The sequence below is a fragment of the Reyranella sp. GW821-FHT12G01 genome, assembly GCF_058806575.1.
The window spans coordinates 1,846,805-1,866,981 of sequence record NZ_JBXAPV010000001.1 but is presented as its reverse complement, the minus strand read 5'-3'; the positions used below and the strand labels follow the sequence as shown (position 1 = coordinate 1,866,981).

The 20,177-nt window shown below is 66.2% G+C and carries 11 protein-coding genes; 5 read left to right on the top strand and 6 right to left on the bottom strand.

Annotated features, from left to right (window positions below):
- Nucleotides 1-45 precede the first annotated feature (45 nt).
- Nucleotides 46-1,182, bottom strand: a complete 1,137-nt coding sequence (locus AC1RP5_RS09115) for an alanine racemase (RefSeq protein WP_493110318.1) — start codon at nt 1,180-1,182, stop codon at nt 46-48.
- Between the two features lie 93 nt (nt 1,183-1,275).
- Nucleotides 1,276-10,506, bottom strand: coding sequence for a choice-of-anchor I family protein (locus AC1RP5_RS09110; RefSeq protein ID WP_493110317.1), 9,231 nt, complete (start codon nt 10,504-10,506; stop codon nt 1,276-1,278).
- Between the two features lie 387 nt (nt 10,507-10,893).
- Between AC1RP5_RS09110 and AC1RP5_RS09105 the strand changes: the two genes are divergently transcribed.
- A complete protein-coding gene (locus AC1RP5_RS09105) occupies nt 10,894-11,787 on the top strand; it encodes a peptidoglycan-binding domain-containing protein (protein WP_493110316.1) in 894 nt (297 codons plus the stop codon).
- On the opposite strand, the gene AC1RP5_RS09100 is transcribed toward AC1RP5_RS09105, so the two are convergent.
- From AC1RP5_RS09100 to AC1RP5_RS09090, 3 genes are all read right to left on the bottom strand, one after another.
- Nucleotides 11,784-12,077 carry a hypothetical protein gene (locus tag AC1RP5_RS09100; protein ID WP_493110315.1) on the bottom strand — a complete coding sequence of 98 codons (294 nt, stop codon included), beginning with the start codon at nt 12,075-12,077 and terminating at the stop codon, nt 11,784-11,786. The genes AC1RP5_RS09105 and AC1RP5_RS09100 overlap by 4 nt on opposite strands.
- A gap of 209 nt (nt 12,078-12,286) precedes the next feature.
- Nucleotides 12,287-12,742 (bottom strand): carboxymuconolactone decarboxylase family protein, encoded by a 456-nt coding sequence (locus AC1RP5_RS09095; protein ID WP_493110314.1) that lies wholly within the window; start codon nt 12,740-12,742, stop codon nt 12,287-12,289.
- 11 nt (nt 12,743-12,753) lie between these two features.
- Nucleotides 12,754-13,482 (bottom strand): SDR family oxidoreductase, encoded by a 729-nt coding sequence (locus AC1RP5_RS09090; protein ID WP_493110313.1) that lies wholly within the window; start codon nt 13,480-13,482, stop codon nt 12,754-12,756.
- A 107-nt stretch (nt 13,483-13,589) separates the two neighbouring features.
- Here AC1RP5_RS09090 and AC1RP5_RS09085 point away from each other — a divergent pair, with 107 nt between their 5' ends.
- The 4 genes from AC1RP5_RS09085 (at nt 13,590) to AC1RP5_RS09070 (ending at nt 18,878) form a co-directional block, all read left to right on the top strand.
- Nucleotides 13,590-14,501 (top strand): LysR family transcriptional regulator, encoded by a 912-nt coding sequence (locus AC1RP5_RS09085; RefSeq protein ID WP_493110312.1) that lies wholly within the window; start codon nt 13,590-13,592, stop codon nt 14,499-14,501.
- Between the two features lie 60 nt (nt 14,502-14,561).
- Nucleotides 14,562-15,011, top strand: a complete 450-nt coding sequence (gene msrB / locus AC1RP5_RS09080) for a peptide-methionine (R)-S-oxide reductase MsrB (RefSeq protein ID WP_493110311.1) — start codon at nt 14,562-14,564, stop codon at nt 15,009-15,011.
- Nucleotides 15,008-15,526, top strand: a complete 519-nt coding sequence (gene msrA / locus AC1RP5_RS09075) for a peptide-methionine (S)-S-oxide reductase MsrA (RefSeq protein WP_493110310.1) — start codon at nt 15,008-15,010, stop codon at nt 15,524-15,526. Before msrB ends, msrA begins: the two co-directional genes overlap by 4 nt.
- A 175-nt stretch (nt 15,527-15,701) precedes the next feature.
- Nucleotides 15,702-18,878, top strand: a complete 3,177-nt coding sequence (locus AC1RP5_RS09070) for a beta strand repeat-containing protein (protein ID WP_493110309.1) — start codon at nt 15,702-15,704, stop codon at nt 18,876-18,878.
- Nucleotides 18,879-19,025: 147 nt separating this feature from the next.
- On the opposite strand, the gene AC1RP5_RS09065 is transcribed toward AC1RP5_RS09070, so the two are convergent.
- Complete coding sequence (locus tag AC1RP5_RS09065; RefSeq protein ID WP_493110308.1) at nt 19,026-20,174, bottom strand: glycosyltransferase family 9 protein; 1,149 nt, start codon at nt 20,172-20,174, stop codon at nt 19,026-19,028.
- Nucleotides 20,175-20,177 lie beyond the last annotated feature (3 nt).

The following is a 20,177-nucleotide window of genomic DNA, read 5'->3' as shown; positions in this document are numbered from 1 at the left end:
AGTAAGGCGTTCCGCGCAGCCGGCAAGTTGGGACCTCGCGATCCCCTAGCCCAGATACTCCCGGCGGATGAACTTGCCGATCATCGGATACAGGTTCGAGACGTCGACATCCCATTGGCGGCTGAGTTCAGAGAGGGTGATCTCCTCCCCGCCTGAGCGACCGAGAAGAACCACCTCGTCGCCGAGCTGCGCGTCGGGAACGTCGGTGAGATCGACTCGGATCAGTTCTGAATGGGTGGGGCCCAGCAGGCGGACCCGGCGGCCGCGCACCAGCGCCGTGGCGTCTTGCGGCATGCGTCGCGGGAAGCCGTCGCTCCAGCCATACGGGATCAAGCCGAGGCGCATGCCGGGACGAAGCGGCAGGAACGGTGCGGGCATCACCTCGGCCGGATCGGCCAGCGACTTCACCATGACCAGGCGGCTGCGCAGGCCGACCAGCGCGTGCCGCCACGGGCGCTCGCGCCCGGCGGCGGCGGGAAAGCCGTGGCCGAGGATCAGCCGGCCGGGATCGACGGCGTTGAGGTCGGCCTCGGGATTGCTGAGGATGATCGCCGAGCTCGAGACCATGCGGATCGGCGCGACGATGCCGGCGCGGGCGATGGCGTCGAATGCGGCCAGGCACGAGGCGATCTGCGCGTCGGTATAACCGGCATCGACCGGACCGTAGGAGGTCATGGGATGGCCGTAGACGCCGGCCAGCTCCAGAGTCGGGCTGTCGACGATGGCTTGCGCGACCGCGGCGGCATGATGGGGCAAGGCGCCGGCACGGAAGCCGCCGCCGTCGAGCTTCAGGTAGACCTTCAGCGACGTGGCATGGCGCGACCACGCCGACACGTCCTCCAGCGTCGACACGGTCGGCATCAGGCGATGGCGCTCCAGGAACGGCGCCGCTTCCGGCAGGCAGGTCGGATAGAGCAGGATCGGCAACCCGATCCCCGCCTCGCGCGCGGCGACCGCTCGGTCGAGATTGCCGAAGGCCAGGCCCGCGACGCTGTCGATGGCGGCCTCCTCAACGGCGCGGCCGACGGCGACATCGCCGCAACCGCTGGCGTCGCCTTTCAGGCAGACGAAGATCGCGACCGCCGGCCCCACCATGTCGCGCAACAAGGTGAGGTTCTCCTTCACGACCGAAAGGTCGATCTCGCACCAGGTCGGGCGCTGCGGGAATGGCGACTCAGTCATGGGCTTCATCCAGGGATCACGAACGAGATCCGACGATAGCCCATTCCGCCGCGAGCCGCTTCACGAGCGGCTCACGTCTCTGTCCAGTCGACGTCAGACGACCAGCATGCCGTCCGAGTTCACGCGGATGCTGAACACGATGTCCTGGAAGTCGTTGTCGCCCACATTGAACACCTGGTCCTCGAAGCCGATCAGGAGCTCGCGGCCGTTGGCCGAAATACCCGACAGCGACTGGTTCGCGTCGCCCGGATTGAGCGTCGAGAACGAGTGGAAGATCAACGCGTCGTTCAGCTCTCCCAGCGTCGAGCTGCGCAGCGCTACCGGCAGACCGTTGTCGAGATCGGCCAGGTTCATCGTGCCCGGATCGACGAAGGACAGGTTGTCCGGCAGGTTGCCGTACTTGTTGAACCCGTCCTGGATCAGGAAGAACCCGATCTTCTCGTTGGCGCCCGGCGTACCGAGATCGACGCTCGCCGTGCCGGCACCCAGCGTGTTGCTGAAGAGGATCCGGACGTCGGAGATCGTGCCGTCCGCCGCCACCATGTAGGTGCCGAGCGAGTTCTTGTAGCCTGAGACAGCCGACTTCACGTCCAGGGTGAACTGGACCGAGCCATCGCCCGTCAGGAAGGCCTCGCTGGCGATGCCGTTGATCAGGGATGCATCGACCCGCGCCCCTTCCGCCAGCGTCGGCAGGTATTTTTCGAAGGTGACGGTCGTGTGGGCATCGACACCGGTGCCGCGCGTGATCGCCAGGAAGTCGCCGGTGGAGAAATCGCCGGTGAGCTGGAAGGTCGAGCCGCCGGCGCTGAGCGTGGCACCGTCCGCTGTCTTGGTGACGCTGAGGTTGGAGCGGCCGATCAGCGAGCCTTCGATGTCCAGCATGTCGGTGAGACCGAAGCCCGAGATCCGGTCGCCGGCCAGGTTGGCCAGGCTGTCACGCATCACGTCGGCGCCGGTGCCGAGGTCGATCAGGTCGGCCCCCGCGCCGCCGCTCACCGAGTCGTCGCCCGCGCCGGCCAGCAGATTGTCGATGCCCGACGTGCCGGTGACATGGTCGTCGGCGTCCGTACCCGGCGCCGAGGCGCTGAACACGCCATCGGCACGGGTGTTGAGGTTCTCGATGCGGACATCCAGCGCCTCGGGCGTGTCGGCCATGTCGTAGGCGTTCTCGGCAGTGCCGTAGCGGCCCTGCATGTAGGCCTCGAAGGCGGCCTGCTCACCCAGCGCATTGGCCGGAGTATTGGCCGCCAGGGTGAAGTCGAGCGCCTCGTCGACCGGCATGCCGAGCGTGCCGTTGTTCAGCAGGAAGCGGAAGTTGCTGCCATTGGCCTTGATCGGATAGCCATCGCCGCCGTTGGCCGTGAACGCCGTCGACGACACGGTGATCACGCTCGGGGCATCGCTCGACACCACGCCGTTCTCCAGCACGCGCCGGATCACGACGCCGTTCTGGTCGACCAGCGAGATGTTCATCACCTTCGAACCGACCGCATTGTCCGGATCGTAGGAGAAACGAAGACCGCCGATCTGGGCGAAGCGGCCCTGGTTGGCGCCCGCCGCCACGCTGTGCTCGAGGATGGCTTTCAGGCCGGCCGCGTCGGTGTCGAACACCATCGTCTTGTTGTCGAAGCGCAGAGCGTTCTCGACGTCGAGCTGCGAGATGGCACCATCGGGCTTGTCGGCATCGGGGTTGGCGATCGGCGCGACCTTGTTGCCGTCATCGTCGACCGAGCCGATCTGGGCCCGGATACCGCCGCCGTTGCGCAGGCCGACGATGAACAGGTCGTCCGCGGCGTCGCCCAGCGCCTTCTTCAGCGCGTAGATACCGGAGTCGGCCGACAGGTTGCCGAGGTTGGTCTCCTGCGAACGGATGAAGGCCCGCTCGCCCTCGAGGTACACGTCGGTGAAGCCGTAGATCGTGCCGTCCTTGGCCGCGATCACCGCATCGACCGCCTGGGTGATGTCGCGCACCTGATCGCCCTTGGTGCCGTTGGCAAAGGCCGTCGTCTCCAGTTCCGCCTCGGTGACGCCCCAGGCCTCGGCCACGTTCTCCTTGGTCGCGGCGTAGGCGCCGTTGGTCGAGGTGTTGGCGGCCAGGCTGCCCAGGATGATGTCGCCGTTGGCGTCGAAGTCGACAACCAGGCGGCCGAGATAGCTGTACTCGCCGTCGGTGTTGACGATCAGTGTCGTCTTGCCGTCGATGCCCTGGGTGACGATCGGATAGGTGCCGTCGAAGCTCGCCTCATGGCCCGGGAAGGCCACCGCCTCGTCGTCGGCGTCGCCCAGCCGGGTGTTCGAGCCGGCCGAGAGGATGATGTCGACGCCCTTCAGCTTGGTCGCGAGAAGCTGCTCGTTGGCGATCTGCTGCAGGTGCGACGTCACGATGATCTTGTTGATGCCCTCGGCGATCATCTCGTCGATGATCGGCTGGAGCTGCGCGGCCAGCAGGGTCATGTCGTCGACCTCGCCGTTCGGGCCGGCGCCGGTCGGGAAGCCCTTCACCTCGGTACCGTTGGGCGAAGAGATCGTTTCCAGGAGCTGCGTCGTGGCGCCAATGATGCCGATCTTCTCGCCGCCCTCGGTGACCACCGTGGCCGGCGCGATACGGCCCTTCAGGGTGCTGGCTTCGGCGATCGAGGTTCCCGTGCCGCCGTCCAGCGTGTTGGTGTAACGCGGCGCCAGGACGGCGTCGCCGGAGAAGTCGAGGTTCGAAGACAGGTACGGGAAGTTGGCCCCCGCCCAGGCACCGGACGGCGAGAAGGCGTCGCGGAACGCCGTCGAACCGAGGTCGAACTCATGGTTGCCGATGGTCGAGGTCTCGACGCCCAGCGCGTTGAGGATCGCGATGTCGGGTCGTCCCGGCGCCGTGGCGCCGATGGCCGGCAGGCTGTTGAGCGACGGATCGGTACCGGCATTGATGAAGGGGCCCGGCAGGAAGTTGTCGCCGCCCGACAGGATCAGCGTGTTGGCATATTGGCCGTCGAAGGCATCGACCAGGGCCGCCAGGTTGGGGGCGGTATCGCCCGCGAGAAGTCCCGCCTCTCCGTCGGAGAGGTGCAGGAGCTGCAGCGTGAACGGCGGCGGCGCGCCGACCTCGAAGATCGTGACGGTGCCGCTCACCTCGTTGCTGGTGACCAGCAGGTCCTTGCCGCTGGGCGAGTCCGCCGCGGCAATGAACAGCAGGCCTTCGGGGCTGATGTCCCCGGCGTTGTAGGCCGCGCCGGTGTAGCTGACGTGCGCCGGGTCGGTGATGTCGAAGGCCAGCGTGACGTTCGAGCGCTCGAGGGCCACGAAGGCGTAGGTCTGGCCGCCGACGACGCCGATGGTGATGCCTTCGGGCTCGGGGCCCTTGTCGTCGCTGCGCGCGTCGTCGAACAGGTTGGGGAACTGCTCGACGATGATGCGCTCGATCACATCGGCGCTGTCGAACACGCGGTTGCCTTCCGAGTCGACGATCGAGAACGACCGGCCGCCATAGGTCAGGATCTGGTCGATGTCGCCGTCGCCATCGGTGTCGCCGCGCAGGCCCGGAGCGTTCGAGACGGTGTGGCGGCCGAGTTCGCCGCTCGCCTTCAGCGCCGCCTCGTCAGGGAACAGCGCGTTGTCGAGATCGTACGAGCCCGAGCTGACGCGGATGGTCTCGCCCGGGGTGAGGAAGTCGTCGCGATTGTCGCCCTCGTTGGCCATCACGTAGAAGGCCTGGCCGCCCACCGAGTAGCTGGCGATGGCATCCGGCATGTACATGCCGAACAGGTGCGAGTCGGTGACCAGATTGACCGACGGCGTGCCTCCCGGTCCGTCGCGGTCGCTGACGTCGAGCTTGAGGCCGGTCCAGTCCTTGAGGCCGAGCGGCACGATGTCGGTGAAGGTCGCCGTGGCGATGTCGAGGATGGCCACCGCGTTGGCCTCCTGCAGGGTCACCATGGCCTTGGTGCCGTCCGGCGAGATCGCGATGTACTCGGGCTCGACGTCCATCGAGACCGACCTGCCCTCGAAGATGCGCACGCCTTCGGCGCGCAGCGCGGCTTCCTGGCCATCGAAGCTGTTGAAGGTCGCGGTCTGGACAGAGGCCGTGGGAACGCCGCTCGTGATGTCGATGATGCTCACCGAACCCGGCGCATCGGTGGTGTTGTTGAGGACCTCGCCCTCGTTGGCGACCAGGACCTTCTTGCCGTCGGCCGTGAAGACCAGCATGTCGGGCAGCGCGCCGACCTCGACGGAGCCCAGCAGCGCGTTGTCCGACGCCCGGAGGAAGACGACATGGCCCGGGTCGGTCTTGACGGCGGCCGGCAAAGCGACGGCCACGATGCCGTTCTTGACCGCCACGCTGGTGATGTCGGTGGTGGCAAAGCCCAGCGCCGTGAAGTTGATCGTGGCGATCAGCGCCGGTGCGCTCGGATTGGCCAGGTTGATGACCTGGAGGCCGGTGTTCGACGTGGTGAACAGGCGATCGCTGCCGGCATCGAAGGCCGAGATCTCGGCGCCGGCCAGGGTCACCGAGCCCGCGACGTTGAAGGAGATCGCACCGGTCGGCGTGGTCGACAGCGGCGCCGACATGTCGAAGCTCGCCACCAACGCGTCATGGTCGCTCGCCTGGTTGGCGAACTCGGCGTTCATGTGCACGATGTCGTACTTGGCGCCGGCGCGAGCCGCGTCGGTCACATACATCTGGTCGAGCGACTGCGAATTGCCTTCGAAGACATAGTCGTAGCGCTGGTTGACCGGCAGCATGTCGGCCATCGAGTCGAGGATGGCGGTGCCGCCGACCGTGTATTCCGGCAGCGTGTCGGGATCGGCGCCGTCCCGGTAGGTGGCCGTGCCCTGCAGGACCGCCATCGGTTCCTCGAACTCGAATTCGTTCAAATCACCCGACACCACGACACGGGCATCCGGATCGGAGGCCAGCAGCGAGTCGACGAAGGTGTTGACGGCCTGGGCCTGCGCCGCACGCGCATCCTCGGCCGAGTCGAACGGCGGCTGGGTGCCCATCAGGGCGCCGCTGCCGGACTTCGAGGAGAAGTGGTTGTTGACGATGGTCATGGTCTGACCGTTGAAGGTGAAGTCGGCGACCAGCGGCGGTCGCGAGGCGAAGAAGGGATGGCCGGCGGCGCCGTTGGCGCCGACAGCGGTCGTGGCCGCACCGTTGGCGTCGATGGTGCGCAGCGAGCTCTCGATCAGGTCGACGCCGCGATCGACGCGGTAGAGATAGGCCACGCGGATGTTGCCGCCGGGCTCGCCGCCGTTCAGGTCGTCGCCGATGAACGGATTGTCCTGGAAGGCGTACCGGGCCGTGCTGCCCGAGGCGGTGCTAAGGGCATTGATGGCATCGACCAGCATCTGCAGCGTGGTCGAGGCCGAGGTGACGCTGTCGTTGGTCGGGCCGTTATTGTCCTGCGCTTCCTGCAGGCACAGGATGTCCGGCGCCTTCAAGTTGTTGAAGATCTGCTGCGCCAGCGTGTTGAACTTGGCGGCGCCGTCAGCCGGATCGAGGTTCTCGATATTGTAGTTGGCGACGGTCAGGCGGCTGGAGGTGCCGACCAGCGACGTCGTCTCGGGCGTGAGCGTGCCGGGCGACGTCACGGTGTAGGCTTCGGTCGCCACCACCTCGTACTGGCCGAAGGCGTAGCTCACGACGCCCTTGATGTCGCTGAGCTGGGCGCCGACGTTGACGCCCGGCGTGACGAAACCGGCGAGGATGCCGCTGTCGTCGTCGATCTGGATGCGCTCCGGATTGAAGTCGCCGCCGACCGTGTTGGTGTTGCCGAACGACGGCTGACCGCCCGTGACCACCACACCGCCATGCGCGCTCGGGCTGTTGGTGTTCAGGCCGTTGGCGGGATTGTCGTCGTTGTCGACGATGGTGAAGATCTCGCCGAAGCTGTTGGTCGGGCTGACGGCGACCGGCGCCTTGACCGTGACCACCATGCCCTCGAGGGCCTCGAAGAAGTCGATGCCGTCATTGACCGGATCGAATGTCGTGAGGCCGTCATCGTCGAGGTTGGAGGTCGGCGGCTTCAGGCCGGCGCTGCCGCCGATCTGCACGGCCGCGATGGCCGGCCCGACGCCCATGTCGGTCACGGTCGGGGCGGTGAGCTCGGTGATCGACAGGCTGCCTGCCGCGGAGCCGGAGGGAATGAACTCCGTCACGGTGCCCTTCACCTCGACGAGGTGGCCCTTCGTCACGCTGGGGGCGCTGCCGGTGAAGACGAAGATGGCGTCCGACGTCGCGGCATTGCCGTCGCCGGCGGCGTCCTGGATGTAGAAGCCGTTGCTGTCGATCGCGGTCACGACGCCGCGCGTCGTCACGGTCGTGCCGGCCAGGCCCGACTGATGGCCGGCGCCCTGGATGTCGTAGATTCCCGTGATATCGGGCTGGCTGGAGGAACCGATCGTGCCGGGCGAACCGATCTGGTTCGCATCGCCCTCGGCAGCGCCCGCGCCGTTGGTCCCGCTGACGCTGAGCTGCGAGATCGGCGTCGGGGCGCCGGTCGCGCCGGACACATTGTCGAACGTCGCCAGCGACGGGCCGCTGGGGGACGCGCCGAAGGCCACGGTCGACTGCAGGACGCCGGCGCTGTTGTAGAGGTTCACGGCATCGCCGCCGGTGCCGAGGCCGACACCGCTGCCGCTGTAGTTGCCGATCTGCAGGCCGGCCGGCGGGTTCGAGCCGAACCAGGTCGACAGGAAGGCAGCCTTCTTGGCCGCGAATTCCGCCCCAGAGGCGGCCTCGAGGAAGATCACCGATTCGCCGGGCGCGATGATGCTGATGCCACCCAGCGCCACCGCCGCGGCGGGCGAGCCCGAATTGTCGTCCATCTTCCAGCCGCTGATGTCGGCGGCGAAGGCGCTGCTGTTGGTGACCTCGAACCAGTCGGCGCCCACGGCGCTGCCGCTCGACCACGGCGCCACTTCCGAGACGAACACCTTGCCGACCGTTCCCGGCGAACCGACCTCGGCTGCATCGCCGGCCGCGACGAAGGCCGAGTGCACGCCCGTCTCGCTCAACGCCGAAACCGTGGTGTTGTTCAGGCCGGCCGAATTGTCGAACGTCGGAAAGGACGGGCCCGCAGGCGACGTGCCGAAGCTGATGCCCGTCTGCAGGACGCCCGCGGCATTGTAGAGGTTGACCGCGTCGCCGCCGGTGCTGAGGCCGACGCCGCCACCGCTGTAGCTGCCGATCTGGAGGTTGGCGGGCGGGTTCGAACCGAACCAGGTCGCGAGGAAAGCAGCCTTCTTGGCCGCGAACTGTGCCGCATCGGCGATCTCGAGGAAGATCACCGACTCGCCGGCGCCGATGGAGGTGATGCCGCTCAACGCCACCGCCGAGGCGAAGGACGCCGAGCTGTCGTCCATCTTCCAGCCGGTGATGTCGATGGCGCTCGTGCCACCATTGGTGACCTCGAACCAGTCGGCGCCCAAGGCTGCAGGGCTGTTGCCGCTCGACCACGGCGCCACTTCCGAGACGTAGAGGGTCGGCGCGACCGGACCTTCGTTCACGATATCGGTGAGATTGAGCGTGAACGACGCGCTCGCGTCCGGCGCAGTGCCCGCGGTTGCGTCATCGACGTTGACCGTGACCGAGTAGCTCGCCTTGGTTTCGAAATCGAGGGTCGTGCCGGCCTTGATGTAGAGGCCATTGGCGTCGACCTCGAAGAAAGCGGCGTCGGCGCCGGTGACGGTGAGCTGGTTCGTTCCCAGACCGTCGTCGGTGACCGCGACGTCGGCCACCTTGATCCGGGCCGTCGTGTTGGAGTTCTCCGGCAGCGAATTGGTCTGGTTGTTCAGGGCGACGGCGGTCGGCGCCTGATTGACGGCCGACGACGGCGCATAGACCCAGAGCTGCGGATGGTCGAAGTCGCCGCCGCCATTCTCGCTGACGACGTACAGCGTGCCGTCGCGATCCATGGTCAGGCCTTCATGCTGCTGGGCCGGGACCGACAGCGGATTGCCTGGATTGGAAACGATGGTGAGCGAGCTGTGGACGTTGCCCGCGCGGTCGATGTTGACGATCTTGCCGTCTTCCTGGCTCAGCACGAGCAGATGGCTCGCCTGCGGCGTTCCATCCAAGGACGGCAGGTTCGACAAAGCGAAGACGTCGGCGAAATCAGCCAGGCCGGCCAGCGCCGGATCGAAAAGATCGACCGAGTTCTCGGTGCTCGCCGAGCCGTTGGTCGCGGTGCCGGCGGCGAAGTCGATGTCGGTCTGGAAAATCCCCTCCGGGCCCGTCTCCTTCACGAAGATGAAGCCGCCCGTCGAGGGATCGTAGGTGAGGCCTTCCAGGCCGATATTCTGGACGAAGGTCCCGAGGTCGACGGTCCGCGCGTCGTCGCGCTCGAGCACGGTTCCGGCGGCGTAGGTGAACTCGACCGCCTGCCGGTCGCGCTCCTCCGTCATCACGAACTTGCCGTTGCCGATGTAGGTGATCCCCTCCGGATCGTAGAACGCGGTGCCCTGCGGGCTGCCGCCCGGCGCCAGGGTCATCGAGTCGATCAGCTGCCCGGTCTTGCTCACCTGGACGACCGACGTGCCGCCGTCGCCGACCACGAACAGCGTGTCGGTGTCCCAGTTGTAGGTGACGCCCGAGACTTCCTGGGCGAGCACGCTGTTGGCGGGCGCGGCGGTCCGCGTCGGCTCCGGCAGGTCGTATCGCGCGACCAGCACATAGGTCGACAGATCGATGGGCTCGTTGGCCGCGGCGCTCGAAATGGCGATGTCGTCGATGCCCACCCACTCGTCGTTGCCGACGGCGTTGGTGGTCATGACACGGACCTCGACCTGGGCCTGGTTGTTGACCGCGGCCGGCAGCGTCACGTCGATACCAGTCACCTGCGTGGCGCTACCACCGGTCGTCGCGTCGGCGACATAGCCGCCGGGCACGTTGATCCAGTCGCCCGTCGAACCGATGCGGTACTGCACGTTGAGCTGCTGCACCGCGTCGTCGGCCGATCCGTCGATGTCGCGGGCATTGAACTGGACGCGCACGTCCTGGCGGCCGGTGGCATCGAGATAGAAGACCAGCGACGGCGCATCGGCCGTGCCCGAGCCGGCCAGTGCGACCGTCGGATTGGCGATCTCGAATTCAGCGACGCCGCCGGTGGTGAACGTGTCGGGATTGGTCTGGTTGGCATTGATGTCGACGACCGCGGCCGGCGCATCGGCCGTCAGTGTGCGCGGATCGGTGCCGGTGGCTGTCGTGATCTCGTCGCCTCTGTAACCCGTGATGCTCGGCACGCCCGACCAGTCGTCGCCGGTGGTGATCAGGCTGAGGTTGCTCCAGTTCTGCGTGAACGTGCCGGAAGCGAGCGAGTGATATGAGGTCGACATGGAATTGTAGCTCCCCGTTAACAAACACGCGGTTTGCCCTTCGACCGGGCATGGCTCCGCCCTCCGCCGAATCACGGTTCGCAATTCGGCGCCGAACGGCGCGTGCTGAATGAATCTCTCCGGGAGTTTCTCTAGGAGTGCTTCCTTACGGGTTGATGTCACACGGTGTGCGTTGTGAAAATTTTCCGCGGAAAATTTTTCCGACCATCAACGCAACCGAATTCGCGACAGCTTGGGTCACTGACCGACACGCAGTCGAAGCGTCCCGCCTCGTCCTTCTGAACCGTCCATTCCCACGCGCGAGATTCGGTTTGACAGGACAATCTCACGTAATGTTGCATATCTCTCGCAAATGATTACCTGTGCGAGCATCATCGGGGGATTGTCATGCAGCTCAGCGATATCGTGTCGAACGACACTTCGGTTGCCTTCATCGACATCGGCGGCTTCACCGATCTCGTCCTGGAACTCCAGACGTTGATGGCGAAAGCCGGCGTCCTCGACCCGCCCGCCGACGGCAAGTTCGGTCCGATCTCGCGATGGGCGCTGGCGGAAACGCTGTTGCTGGTGGGCAAAGGCGGCAAGACGGCCATCGACAAGGACGTCGCGCAGGCCCTCCTGTCGATCGATCCGGAGAAGCTTCTGCGCCTGCGGCCGAAGAACGATTTCGCCGGCAAGATCGTCACCTACATGACGGAGAAGCATTACTGGCTCAGCCGGCACCCCGGTTGCCTGAACATCGTCTATGTCGAAGGAGCCGATCCCGACGGCACACCCAACGACGACGCGCCGAACAAGTTCAACGACGTGCGCCTGCTGATCCAGGTTTCACAGCCGGATGGTGTTCCCAAGATCGTCGGAAGCTGGGACGCCACGGCGGCGCCAGGCACGTTTTACGTCAACCATCCGCTGGGTCCCAACGGCGCGGCCCACATCGCCCTCGGTCAGTTCAAGTCTTGGACGGTCGGCATGCATGGTGCCGGCGCCGGAGCCCACGAGGCGCTCGTCCAATCGGCTCCGGTCACCGTGTACCGGGATGCCAATCGAGACCACAGCCGTGTCGGCGACCTGCCGTTCACGGGATTGTTCGGCATCAACCAGCATTGGGGATACGACCTTCCCAGCACCGACATCCAGAATGCGAGTGCCGGTTGCCTGGTCGGCCGCCTCAAAAGCGAGCACCGGACCTTCATGGGTCTGGTCAAGGGCGATGCCCGCTACCAGCAGAACCACGGCTACCTGTTCATGACGACGATCCTCGCCAGGGAGGCCATCGGCTAGCTCTTGCTCTTGATCACGATCCGGAGAGCGGTGCGCAGGTCGCTGGCCGACACATCGTCGAAACGCCCCGCCTCGTCCTTGAGCCGGCAGCCGGGCTCGGCGCGGGAGAAGGCCTGCTCGGCGGCCACGATCGCCTGCTCGCCTTCCTCGTAACTGCCCTCGCGAAGGCAATCGATGGCGCTCAGGACATGAAGCGCCTCGCGAGGATCGGGCCGGCGCTTGTAGCGTTCGAAGACCGCGACGAAGCGATGGATGCGGTGACTGAGATGGGTATGCGTTGTGCCCGGCATGAGGTACGCCTCCGGTTCGGGTTCGACCAAGACACTCCAGTGCAAGCACGAGAGCCGATGCAAGGAATCGGCCATCGGCGTCCCGTCATGTTGTGACATCGAGGGGACGCCGTCAGATATGCAGGGAGCGACAGCTGGTCGATTTTACACCGGTCGCGTTACGAAAAGATCATGCCGCCGGGATGCAACGTGTTCCCGGTGGCGAGGACCTATCGCCCGGACGGCACCGCGCGCCGCTCGGCAAACAGTTCCGAGAGGACCTGCGAGGCGGCAATGGCGCGCGAGAAGCCCGCCGGCACGGTGATCATGTAGACGATCTCCTTCAGCTCCTCCTCGGACACGCCGATGTTGAGCGCATAACCGGCATGGACCTTCATGAAGGGCAGTTGGCCGGTCGCTGCGAAGGCCGCCACGGCCGCCAGTTGCCGCGTGCGATTGTCGAGGCCCGGCCGCGCCCAGACATCGCCCAGCGCATAGGCCTCGGTCGCTTCGGCGAGGAAGGGAAACTCCTGGCGCATGCGCTCCAGGGCCGGCTGTGGCTGGCCACGATTGAGGTCGCGGATCACCGCGTCGCCGCGCTTCAGCCGGTCCTCCACCGTCTGGGCGAAAGCTGGCGCTGCCGTCAGCGCGACGAGCAGGGTCGCGAGCGTCGGATAAAGGCTCATGCTTGCCCTCCTCAGATCATGGACGCGGTGGGACGCACGACGATCTCGTTCACGTCGACATCGGCGGGCTGCTCCAGGGCATAGCGCACGGCGCGGCCGATCGCGTCGGGCTTCAGCGCGATCGCACGGAAGGCCTTCATCGCCTCGGCGGCTGCCGGATCGGTGATGGTGCTGGCGAGTTCGCTCTCGACGACGCCGGGATGGATGCAGGTGACGCGGAGCTTGTCGTTCTCCATCCGCAGCCCGTCGGAGATCGCACGCACCGCATACTTGGTCGCGCAATAGACGGCAGCGGCCGGGAACACCTGCAGCGCGCCGATCGAGGCGATGTTGATGACGTGACCGGAGCCGCGCGCGGTCATCTCGGGCAGCACGGCGGCGATGCCGTAGAGCACACCCTTGATGTTCACGTCGACCATGCGGTCCCATTCGTCGACCTTCATCGCGGACATGGCCGAGAGCGGCATCAGCCCGGCATTGTTGACGATGACGTCCACCCGTCCCCAGGCCGTGCGTGCGGCCTCGGCGAAGGCTTCGACGCTCTTGCGGTCGGTGACGTCGAGCGGGCAGACGCGCGCCTGGCCGCCCGCGGCGTTGAGTTCGCCGGCGAGCGCTTCGAGATGCCCGACGCGACGCGCACCCAGCATCAGCTTTGCGCCGGTCCCGGCCAGTTCGCGGGCGATGCCGGCGCCGATGCCGCTGGAAGCACCGGTGATGAGAATGACTTTATCGAGAGACATGGCGGGTCCTTTCAGAGCAAGCCGGTTGGCTTGCCTGGAAGATGGACCTGAGCGATTGTCGCGATAAGACGACAATCATTTACCAGTCTGGAAAGAATATCTAACCAATGGAGCTCGACCTCAACGCGCTCTCGGTCTTCGCGCTGGTGGCCGAGGAGCGCAGTTTTCGCGCCGCGGCGGACCGACTCGGCGTGACGCGCTCGGCCGTCAGCCAGACGATCCGGCGCCTCGAAAGCGACCTCGGCATCGCCCTGGTCCAGCGCACGACCCGCAGCGTCAGCCTCACCGAGGCCGGCGAGCGGCTGCATCAGGAGATCGCCCCGGCGGTGGCCGAGATGCGGGCCGCGCTGGAAAAGACCGCCGCCCTGCAGGGCCGGCCGCGTGGCCGGTTGCGGCTCACGGTCTCCTCGATCGCCGAGCGTTTCCTGTCGGGCGCCTTCCTCGCGGGGTTTGCCGAAGCCAATCCCGAGGTCGACCTCGACGTCACCGTGACTGACGATGCGATCGACATCGTGGCCGAGGGCTACGATGCCGGTGTCCGCCTGGGCGAGGTGATCGAGCAGGACATGATCGCGATCCCGGTGGCCGGCGACGAGCGGCAACTGGCGGTCTGCGCCCCCTCCTACCGAAAGCGCTTCGGGGTCCCGAAGCACCCGGCCGAGCTGCCGTCGCACATCTGCATCGGCTGGCGCCCCTCGCCCAAGGCCGCGCCCTATCGCTGGGAATTCTGTGAGCGGAACAAGGAATTGACCGTCGCCGTCGCGCCCCGCTTTGCGACCAACGACATGGCGCTGATGATCAAGCTGGCGGTCGCCGGCGCCGGCATCACTTTCGGCATGGAAGAGAGCTTCCGCGGGCATTTCGCGCGCGGCGAACTGGAGCCGATCCTGGAGGAATACTGCCCCACCTTCCCGGGCTTCTACCTCTACTACCCCAGCCGCCGGAACATCGCCCCGAAGCTGCGCGTGCTGATCGACTACCTGCAACAGGCGAGAGAACGGCAGCCGGGCGCCCCCTGACATATCGCGGCCCGCTCCCTATATTCTCTCCGTCCGACAGGCATCGACAGGAGCCCCGAAATGCAGAGCTACAAGAAGACGAAAGAGGCTGTGGCGAAGCTGTCCCCGGAGCAGTTCTACGTGACGCAGGAGAGCGGCACCGAGCGGCCGGGCAGCGGCGCGCTGCTCTACAACAAGGAGCCGGGCGTCTATGTCGACATCGTGTCCGGCGAGCCGCTGTTCGCTTCGGCCGACAAGTACGAATCCGGCTGCGGCTGGCCGAGCTTCACCAAGCCGATCGAGCCCGCCAACGTCGCCGAGCTGAAGGACAGTTCGCACGGCATGATGCGCATCGAGGTGCGGTCCACGCACGGCGACAGCCATCTCGGCCACGTGTTTCCCGACGGCCCGCGCGATCGCGGCGGCCTGCGCTACTGCATCAACTCGGCGTCGCTGCGCTTCGTCCATCGCAAGGACATGGAAGCCCAGGGCTACGGCGCCTATCTCGACCAGGTGGAGGACGTGAAATGAGCCAGGAACGCGCAGTACTCGCCGGCGGCTGCTTCTGGGGCATGCAGGACCTGATCCGCCGCATGCCCGGTGTGGTGTCGACACGCGTCGGTTACACCGGCGGTCATGTGGCGAACGCAACCTATCGCAACCACGAAGGCCATGCCGAAGCGATCGAGATCATCTTCGATCCGGCCAAGATGAGCTTCCGCACCTTGCTGGAGTTCTTCTTCCAGATCCACGATCCCTCGACGATGAACCGCCAGGGCAACGACCGGGGTACCTCGTACCGCTCCGCGATCTTCTACACGAGCGATGAGCAGCGCCGCGTCGCCCTCGACACGATCGCCGATGTCGATGCGTCGGGCCTGTGGCCCGGCAAGGTCGTGACGGAAGTCGCTCCCATTTCCGACTTCTGGGAAGCCGAGCCCGAGCACCAGGATTACCTGGAGCGCATCCCCAACGGCTACACCTGCCATTTCGTCCGTCCGAACTGGAAGCTGCCGGTCAGGTCGAAGGCGGGCCAGGCGGCCTGAAGCCCTGAACCTGTCGTTACGACGGATACACAAAACACCGCCGAACCGACGACCCAAACGGCCGCACTTCGACCGTTCGTGAGCCAATAGATGCGCCGGATGTGATAATGATACCGAACGAGGCGCGAGCGTCGTTCGGGACGCATCTGGCATTGGATTCACACGGGAGTTCGGCATGACGACTTTTACCGTCACCACTTTGGATGACACGGGTCCGGGCTCGCTGCGGGCCGCGATCAGCTCGCTCAATGCCAGCAATTCCGGGACCGCCAATTCGATCGTCTTCACGGTCTCCGGCGAAATCCATCTCGACAGCGCGCTTCCCACCATCCTGAAGGCCGTCACGATCAACGGCGGCACCGCGCCGGGCTACTTGGCCGACGGCGCGCCGGTGGTCGAGATCGACTTCGGCGGCAATGCCGGCCTCACCTTCTCCGGCAACTCGAGCGGCTCGAGCGTGTTCGGCCTCGCGCTGGGCAATTCCGGCGGCAACGGCATCACGATCAACAGCTCCAACATCACGCTGAACGCCAACTATATCGGCGTCCATGCCGACGGCAGCGACTTCGGCAACGCCCTCGACGGCATCCACATCAACTCGACCTCGTCGGGCAACCTGATCGGCCTCAACCCCGAGGGCCATGCCGGCGTCACGACCAACGTCATCTCGGGCAACGGCGGCAACGGCATCGCGCTGTGGGGATCGTCGGACAACACGATCGTCGGCAACCATATCGGCACCGATGCCGCGGGCACGACGGCGATGGCCAACGGCCAGAACGGCATCCTGATCACCAACGGTGCGCACGACAACATGATCGGCGGCACGGTCTACGTCGATTCGAGCACCGGCCTGGCCAACGATCCCACCGGCAACAAGGGAACGATCGTACCGCCGGTGCTGGTGACGCCGCCGCTCGGCAACCTGATCTCGGGCAACGACGGCAATGGCGTGCTGATCCAGAACGGATCGGAAAACAACACGCTGAGCGGCAACTTCATCGGCACCGACGCGGCCGGCACCTCGGCGATCGGCAATGGCGGCGACGGCGTGCACATCCTGAACGCCGACAACAACTCCCTGCTCGGCTGCGATTTCTATACCGAGCCGTTCGTCTACTACAACGTGCTGAGCGGCAACGGCGGCAACGGCGTCCACGTCACCAATTCCGACAACGCCATCATCCAGGCCAACTTCTTCGGCATTGGCGCGGACAACGCGACCACGGTCGGCAATGCCCAGAACGGCATGCTGATCGATGGCGATTCGCGCGACACCACGGTCGGCGGCGTCATCCCGCTCGGCAACGTGTCGGCCGGCAACGGCGAGAACGGCATCTACGTCACCGACACCGCCAGCGGCTTCACGACCTTCAACACCTTCGGCGGCCTGCTCGCCTTCCAGGGCTCGGCGGCCAACGGCAATGACGGCATCCTGGTCGACTCGACCGGCGGCAACATCCTGATCCGCACCAACGTCTTCTCGGGCAACACCAACAACGGCATCGAGATCACCGGCGATGCCTGGGGCGTCACCGTCGATCCCAACGTCGTCGGCCTGAACACGACAGGCACCAGCACCACCGTCAACACCGGCATCGGCAATCCGAGCATGGCCAACGGCGGCAACGGCATCCTGATCGGCGGCAACGCGCACGACAACATCATCGGCGGCTACAACGGCTCGGTGATCCCGCAGAACACCTTCTCGGGCAACCTGGGCTACGGCGTCGTGATCGCCGACCAAGCCTACAACAACCAGGTGTTCAACAGCGCGATCGGCACCAGCTCGACCATCACCAGCACGAGCGGGCTCGGCAACGGGCTGGGCGGCGTGCTGCTGTCGAGCACGGGCACCGGCAATCTGATCGGCGGTGTCGAGGCCAATACCGACGAGCCCCGCGCCAACTACATCAGCGGCAACACCGGCAACGGCATCACCATCGCCGCCGGCGTCTCGGGCGACCAGATCGTCGACAACTTCATCGGCGTCGACAAGCTCGGCCTGCCCCTGCCCAATACCGGCACGCAGATCGACGATATGAGCGGCGCGGACAACTTCATCGTCGGCAACGAGCCCGGCCCCGTACCGCCCGGCAACGCGCCGATCATCACCTCCAACGGCGGCGGCGCGACCGCCAGCATCACGATGGTGACCAGCCAGGCGCTGGTGACCACCGTCACCGCCGTCGATCCCGGCCACACGCTCTCCTACGCCATCACCGGCGGCGAGGATGCGGCGCTCTTCACCATGCTCAACGGCGACCAGGTGAACTTCTTCACCGCGCCCGATCTCAACCACCTGCCGTCGGACGGCGCCACGCCGGGCTACCAGGTGACGGTGTCGGTCGCCGACGAACTCGGCGCCTACTCCAGCCAGCAGATCACCGTCTGGGTCTCGGCCAATCCGGTCCTGGTCGACGACAGCGTCAGCTATTACGACGCGATCGGCGGCGTCTATGTCGACCTGCCGGCGCAGATCGGCCAGCGCGGCGATGTCGGCGCCAGCTACTGGAACGGCCCGTCGACCGTCACCCCCATCGCCGTCGATTACTTCTCGGGCGTCCACAACGCCACCGGCTCGGCCTTCGACGACCTGCTGGTCGCCGCCGCCACCGGCGGCCGCCTGAACGGGCTCGACGGCAACGACATCCTCTACGGCAACACCACGCAGGCCGCGGCCGACGCGGGTGCGGTCACGGTGCTGAACGGCGACGCCGGCAGCAACGCGCTCTACGGCGGCAGCGGCTTCAACACCTTCCTGCTCGGCAACGTCGACGACGACGGCGTCAACCAGGTGTGGGGCGGCGCGTCACTGATGGCCGGTGTCGTGGGCTATGCCAACAACACCGTCTCGTTCGCCGAGATGGCGGTCGGCCGCAGCGCCTATGTCGACCTGGCGAACGGCCACAACGCCTACGTCAACGATGGCGCCAACAACGACGGCGCCTTCACGCTCGAAGCCTCGATCGTGAACGTGCCGAACGTGATCGGCTCGTCGGGCGGCGACGTCATCATCGCCGGCAGCGACGTCTCGCGCATCCAGGGCGGCGGCGGCGCCGACGCGCTCTATGCCGGCTCCGGCGCGGATACGTTCGTCTACAAGGGCTACATGGATAGCAACCTGTACACGGGCTACGACACGATCGTCGGCTTCAAGATCGGCATCGACAAGATCGACCTGTCGGCGCTCGGCATCACCACCGCCAACCTCCTGATCGAAACGTCGGGAACGACGAACTCGGTCTATGTCGAGCACACGCCCGGCACCTTCAACGCCGCCACCGACCTCGCTTTGGTCGCGGTCACGACGGCGGTCGGCGGCCTGCACCTGTCCGACTTCATCGTGTAAGGCGTTCAAAAATCCCGTCGTCTCGACCGGAGCGCGCAGCGCGGAGTGGAGAGACCTTCTCTCCACCAAAAGCCGTCGGATTGTAGAGAAAAGGTCTCTCCACTCCGCCGAGCTACGCTCGGCTCCGGTCGAGACGACGGAATCTCTTTAGGCGACGAGATGCCTGACCGGCTGCGAGTGGCGGAGCTGGCGCGCGGTCAGCTCGACGAGATCGTTCATGCCGAAGAGGGACATGCAATTGTCCACCTTCCGGCAGTCGCCGTAGCAGCCCAGGCAATCCAGCGCGTCGACTGAGGTCTTCAGGACCAGACCGCCGAAATCGGCCAACTCGGCCGAGCTGGTCGGGCCGACGAGGCAGACCGTCGGCAGCCCGATCGCCGCGGCGATGTGGAGGGCCAGCGTGTCGCCGCACAACATGGCATCGACCTGCCGCAGGACCGCGACGAATTCCGGCACCGAGTGCGACGTGAGCGCGGCGCGGACGGGCGTACCTGGACCGCAGAGGTCCAGGATCGTCTTGGTCTTCTCGATCTCGGCCGGGCCGCCCACGAGGAGGATGTCGACGTCGAGCCGCTGCCGCGCGAGGCGGGCGAACTCGGCGATCTGGGCCTCGTCGAGCATCTTCTTGGGCCAGCGGGCGCCCGAGCCGACATTGATCGCGATGCGCCGGCGCGCGCTGCCGGGGAACAGGCCCGAGATCCAGCCGGCCGCGTGGTCGAGATACTTCTGCTCGACCGTGAGCCGTGGCGGCTCCATCGGGCCGGGGTCGCCCACGATGTCGAGCATGACCTGCTGGTAGCTGTCGGTGTTGGCGCGCTTCAGCCGGTCGAAGGCGGCCATCTCGAGCCAGCGCTGCGCGGCGCCATTGCTCGGATGCAGCCGGCCGCCCTTCATCGAGTAGCCGACCACCGGATGGGCGGGCCGCGCCGCCGTGGCCAGCGAGGCCGTGCTGTGATCGTTCGACAGCGCATAGACATAGTCCCAGCCACCCTCGGCGATCCGGGCCATCCCGTCGAGGTTCAGGGGCACGACCTCGTCGACGCCGTCGATCATGCGCACGATCTCGACAGCCTCGGGCCGCGTGATCCAGCAGATGTAGGGGCGCGGGTGCAACTTGGAGAGGATCGGCACCAGACTGCCTGTCCTCAGGACGTCACCCAATGCGTCCAGCTTGACGACCAGGACGCGGCAGCCGAATTCGTCGACGCGCGTGCAGGTGGGGCACTCCATGCCCTCGGTCTTGTTGAACTTGCAGGGTTTGGAGCCCTTATAGTGTCTGCAATCAAAATTGATCATGGC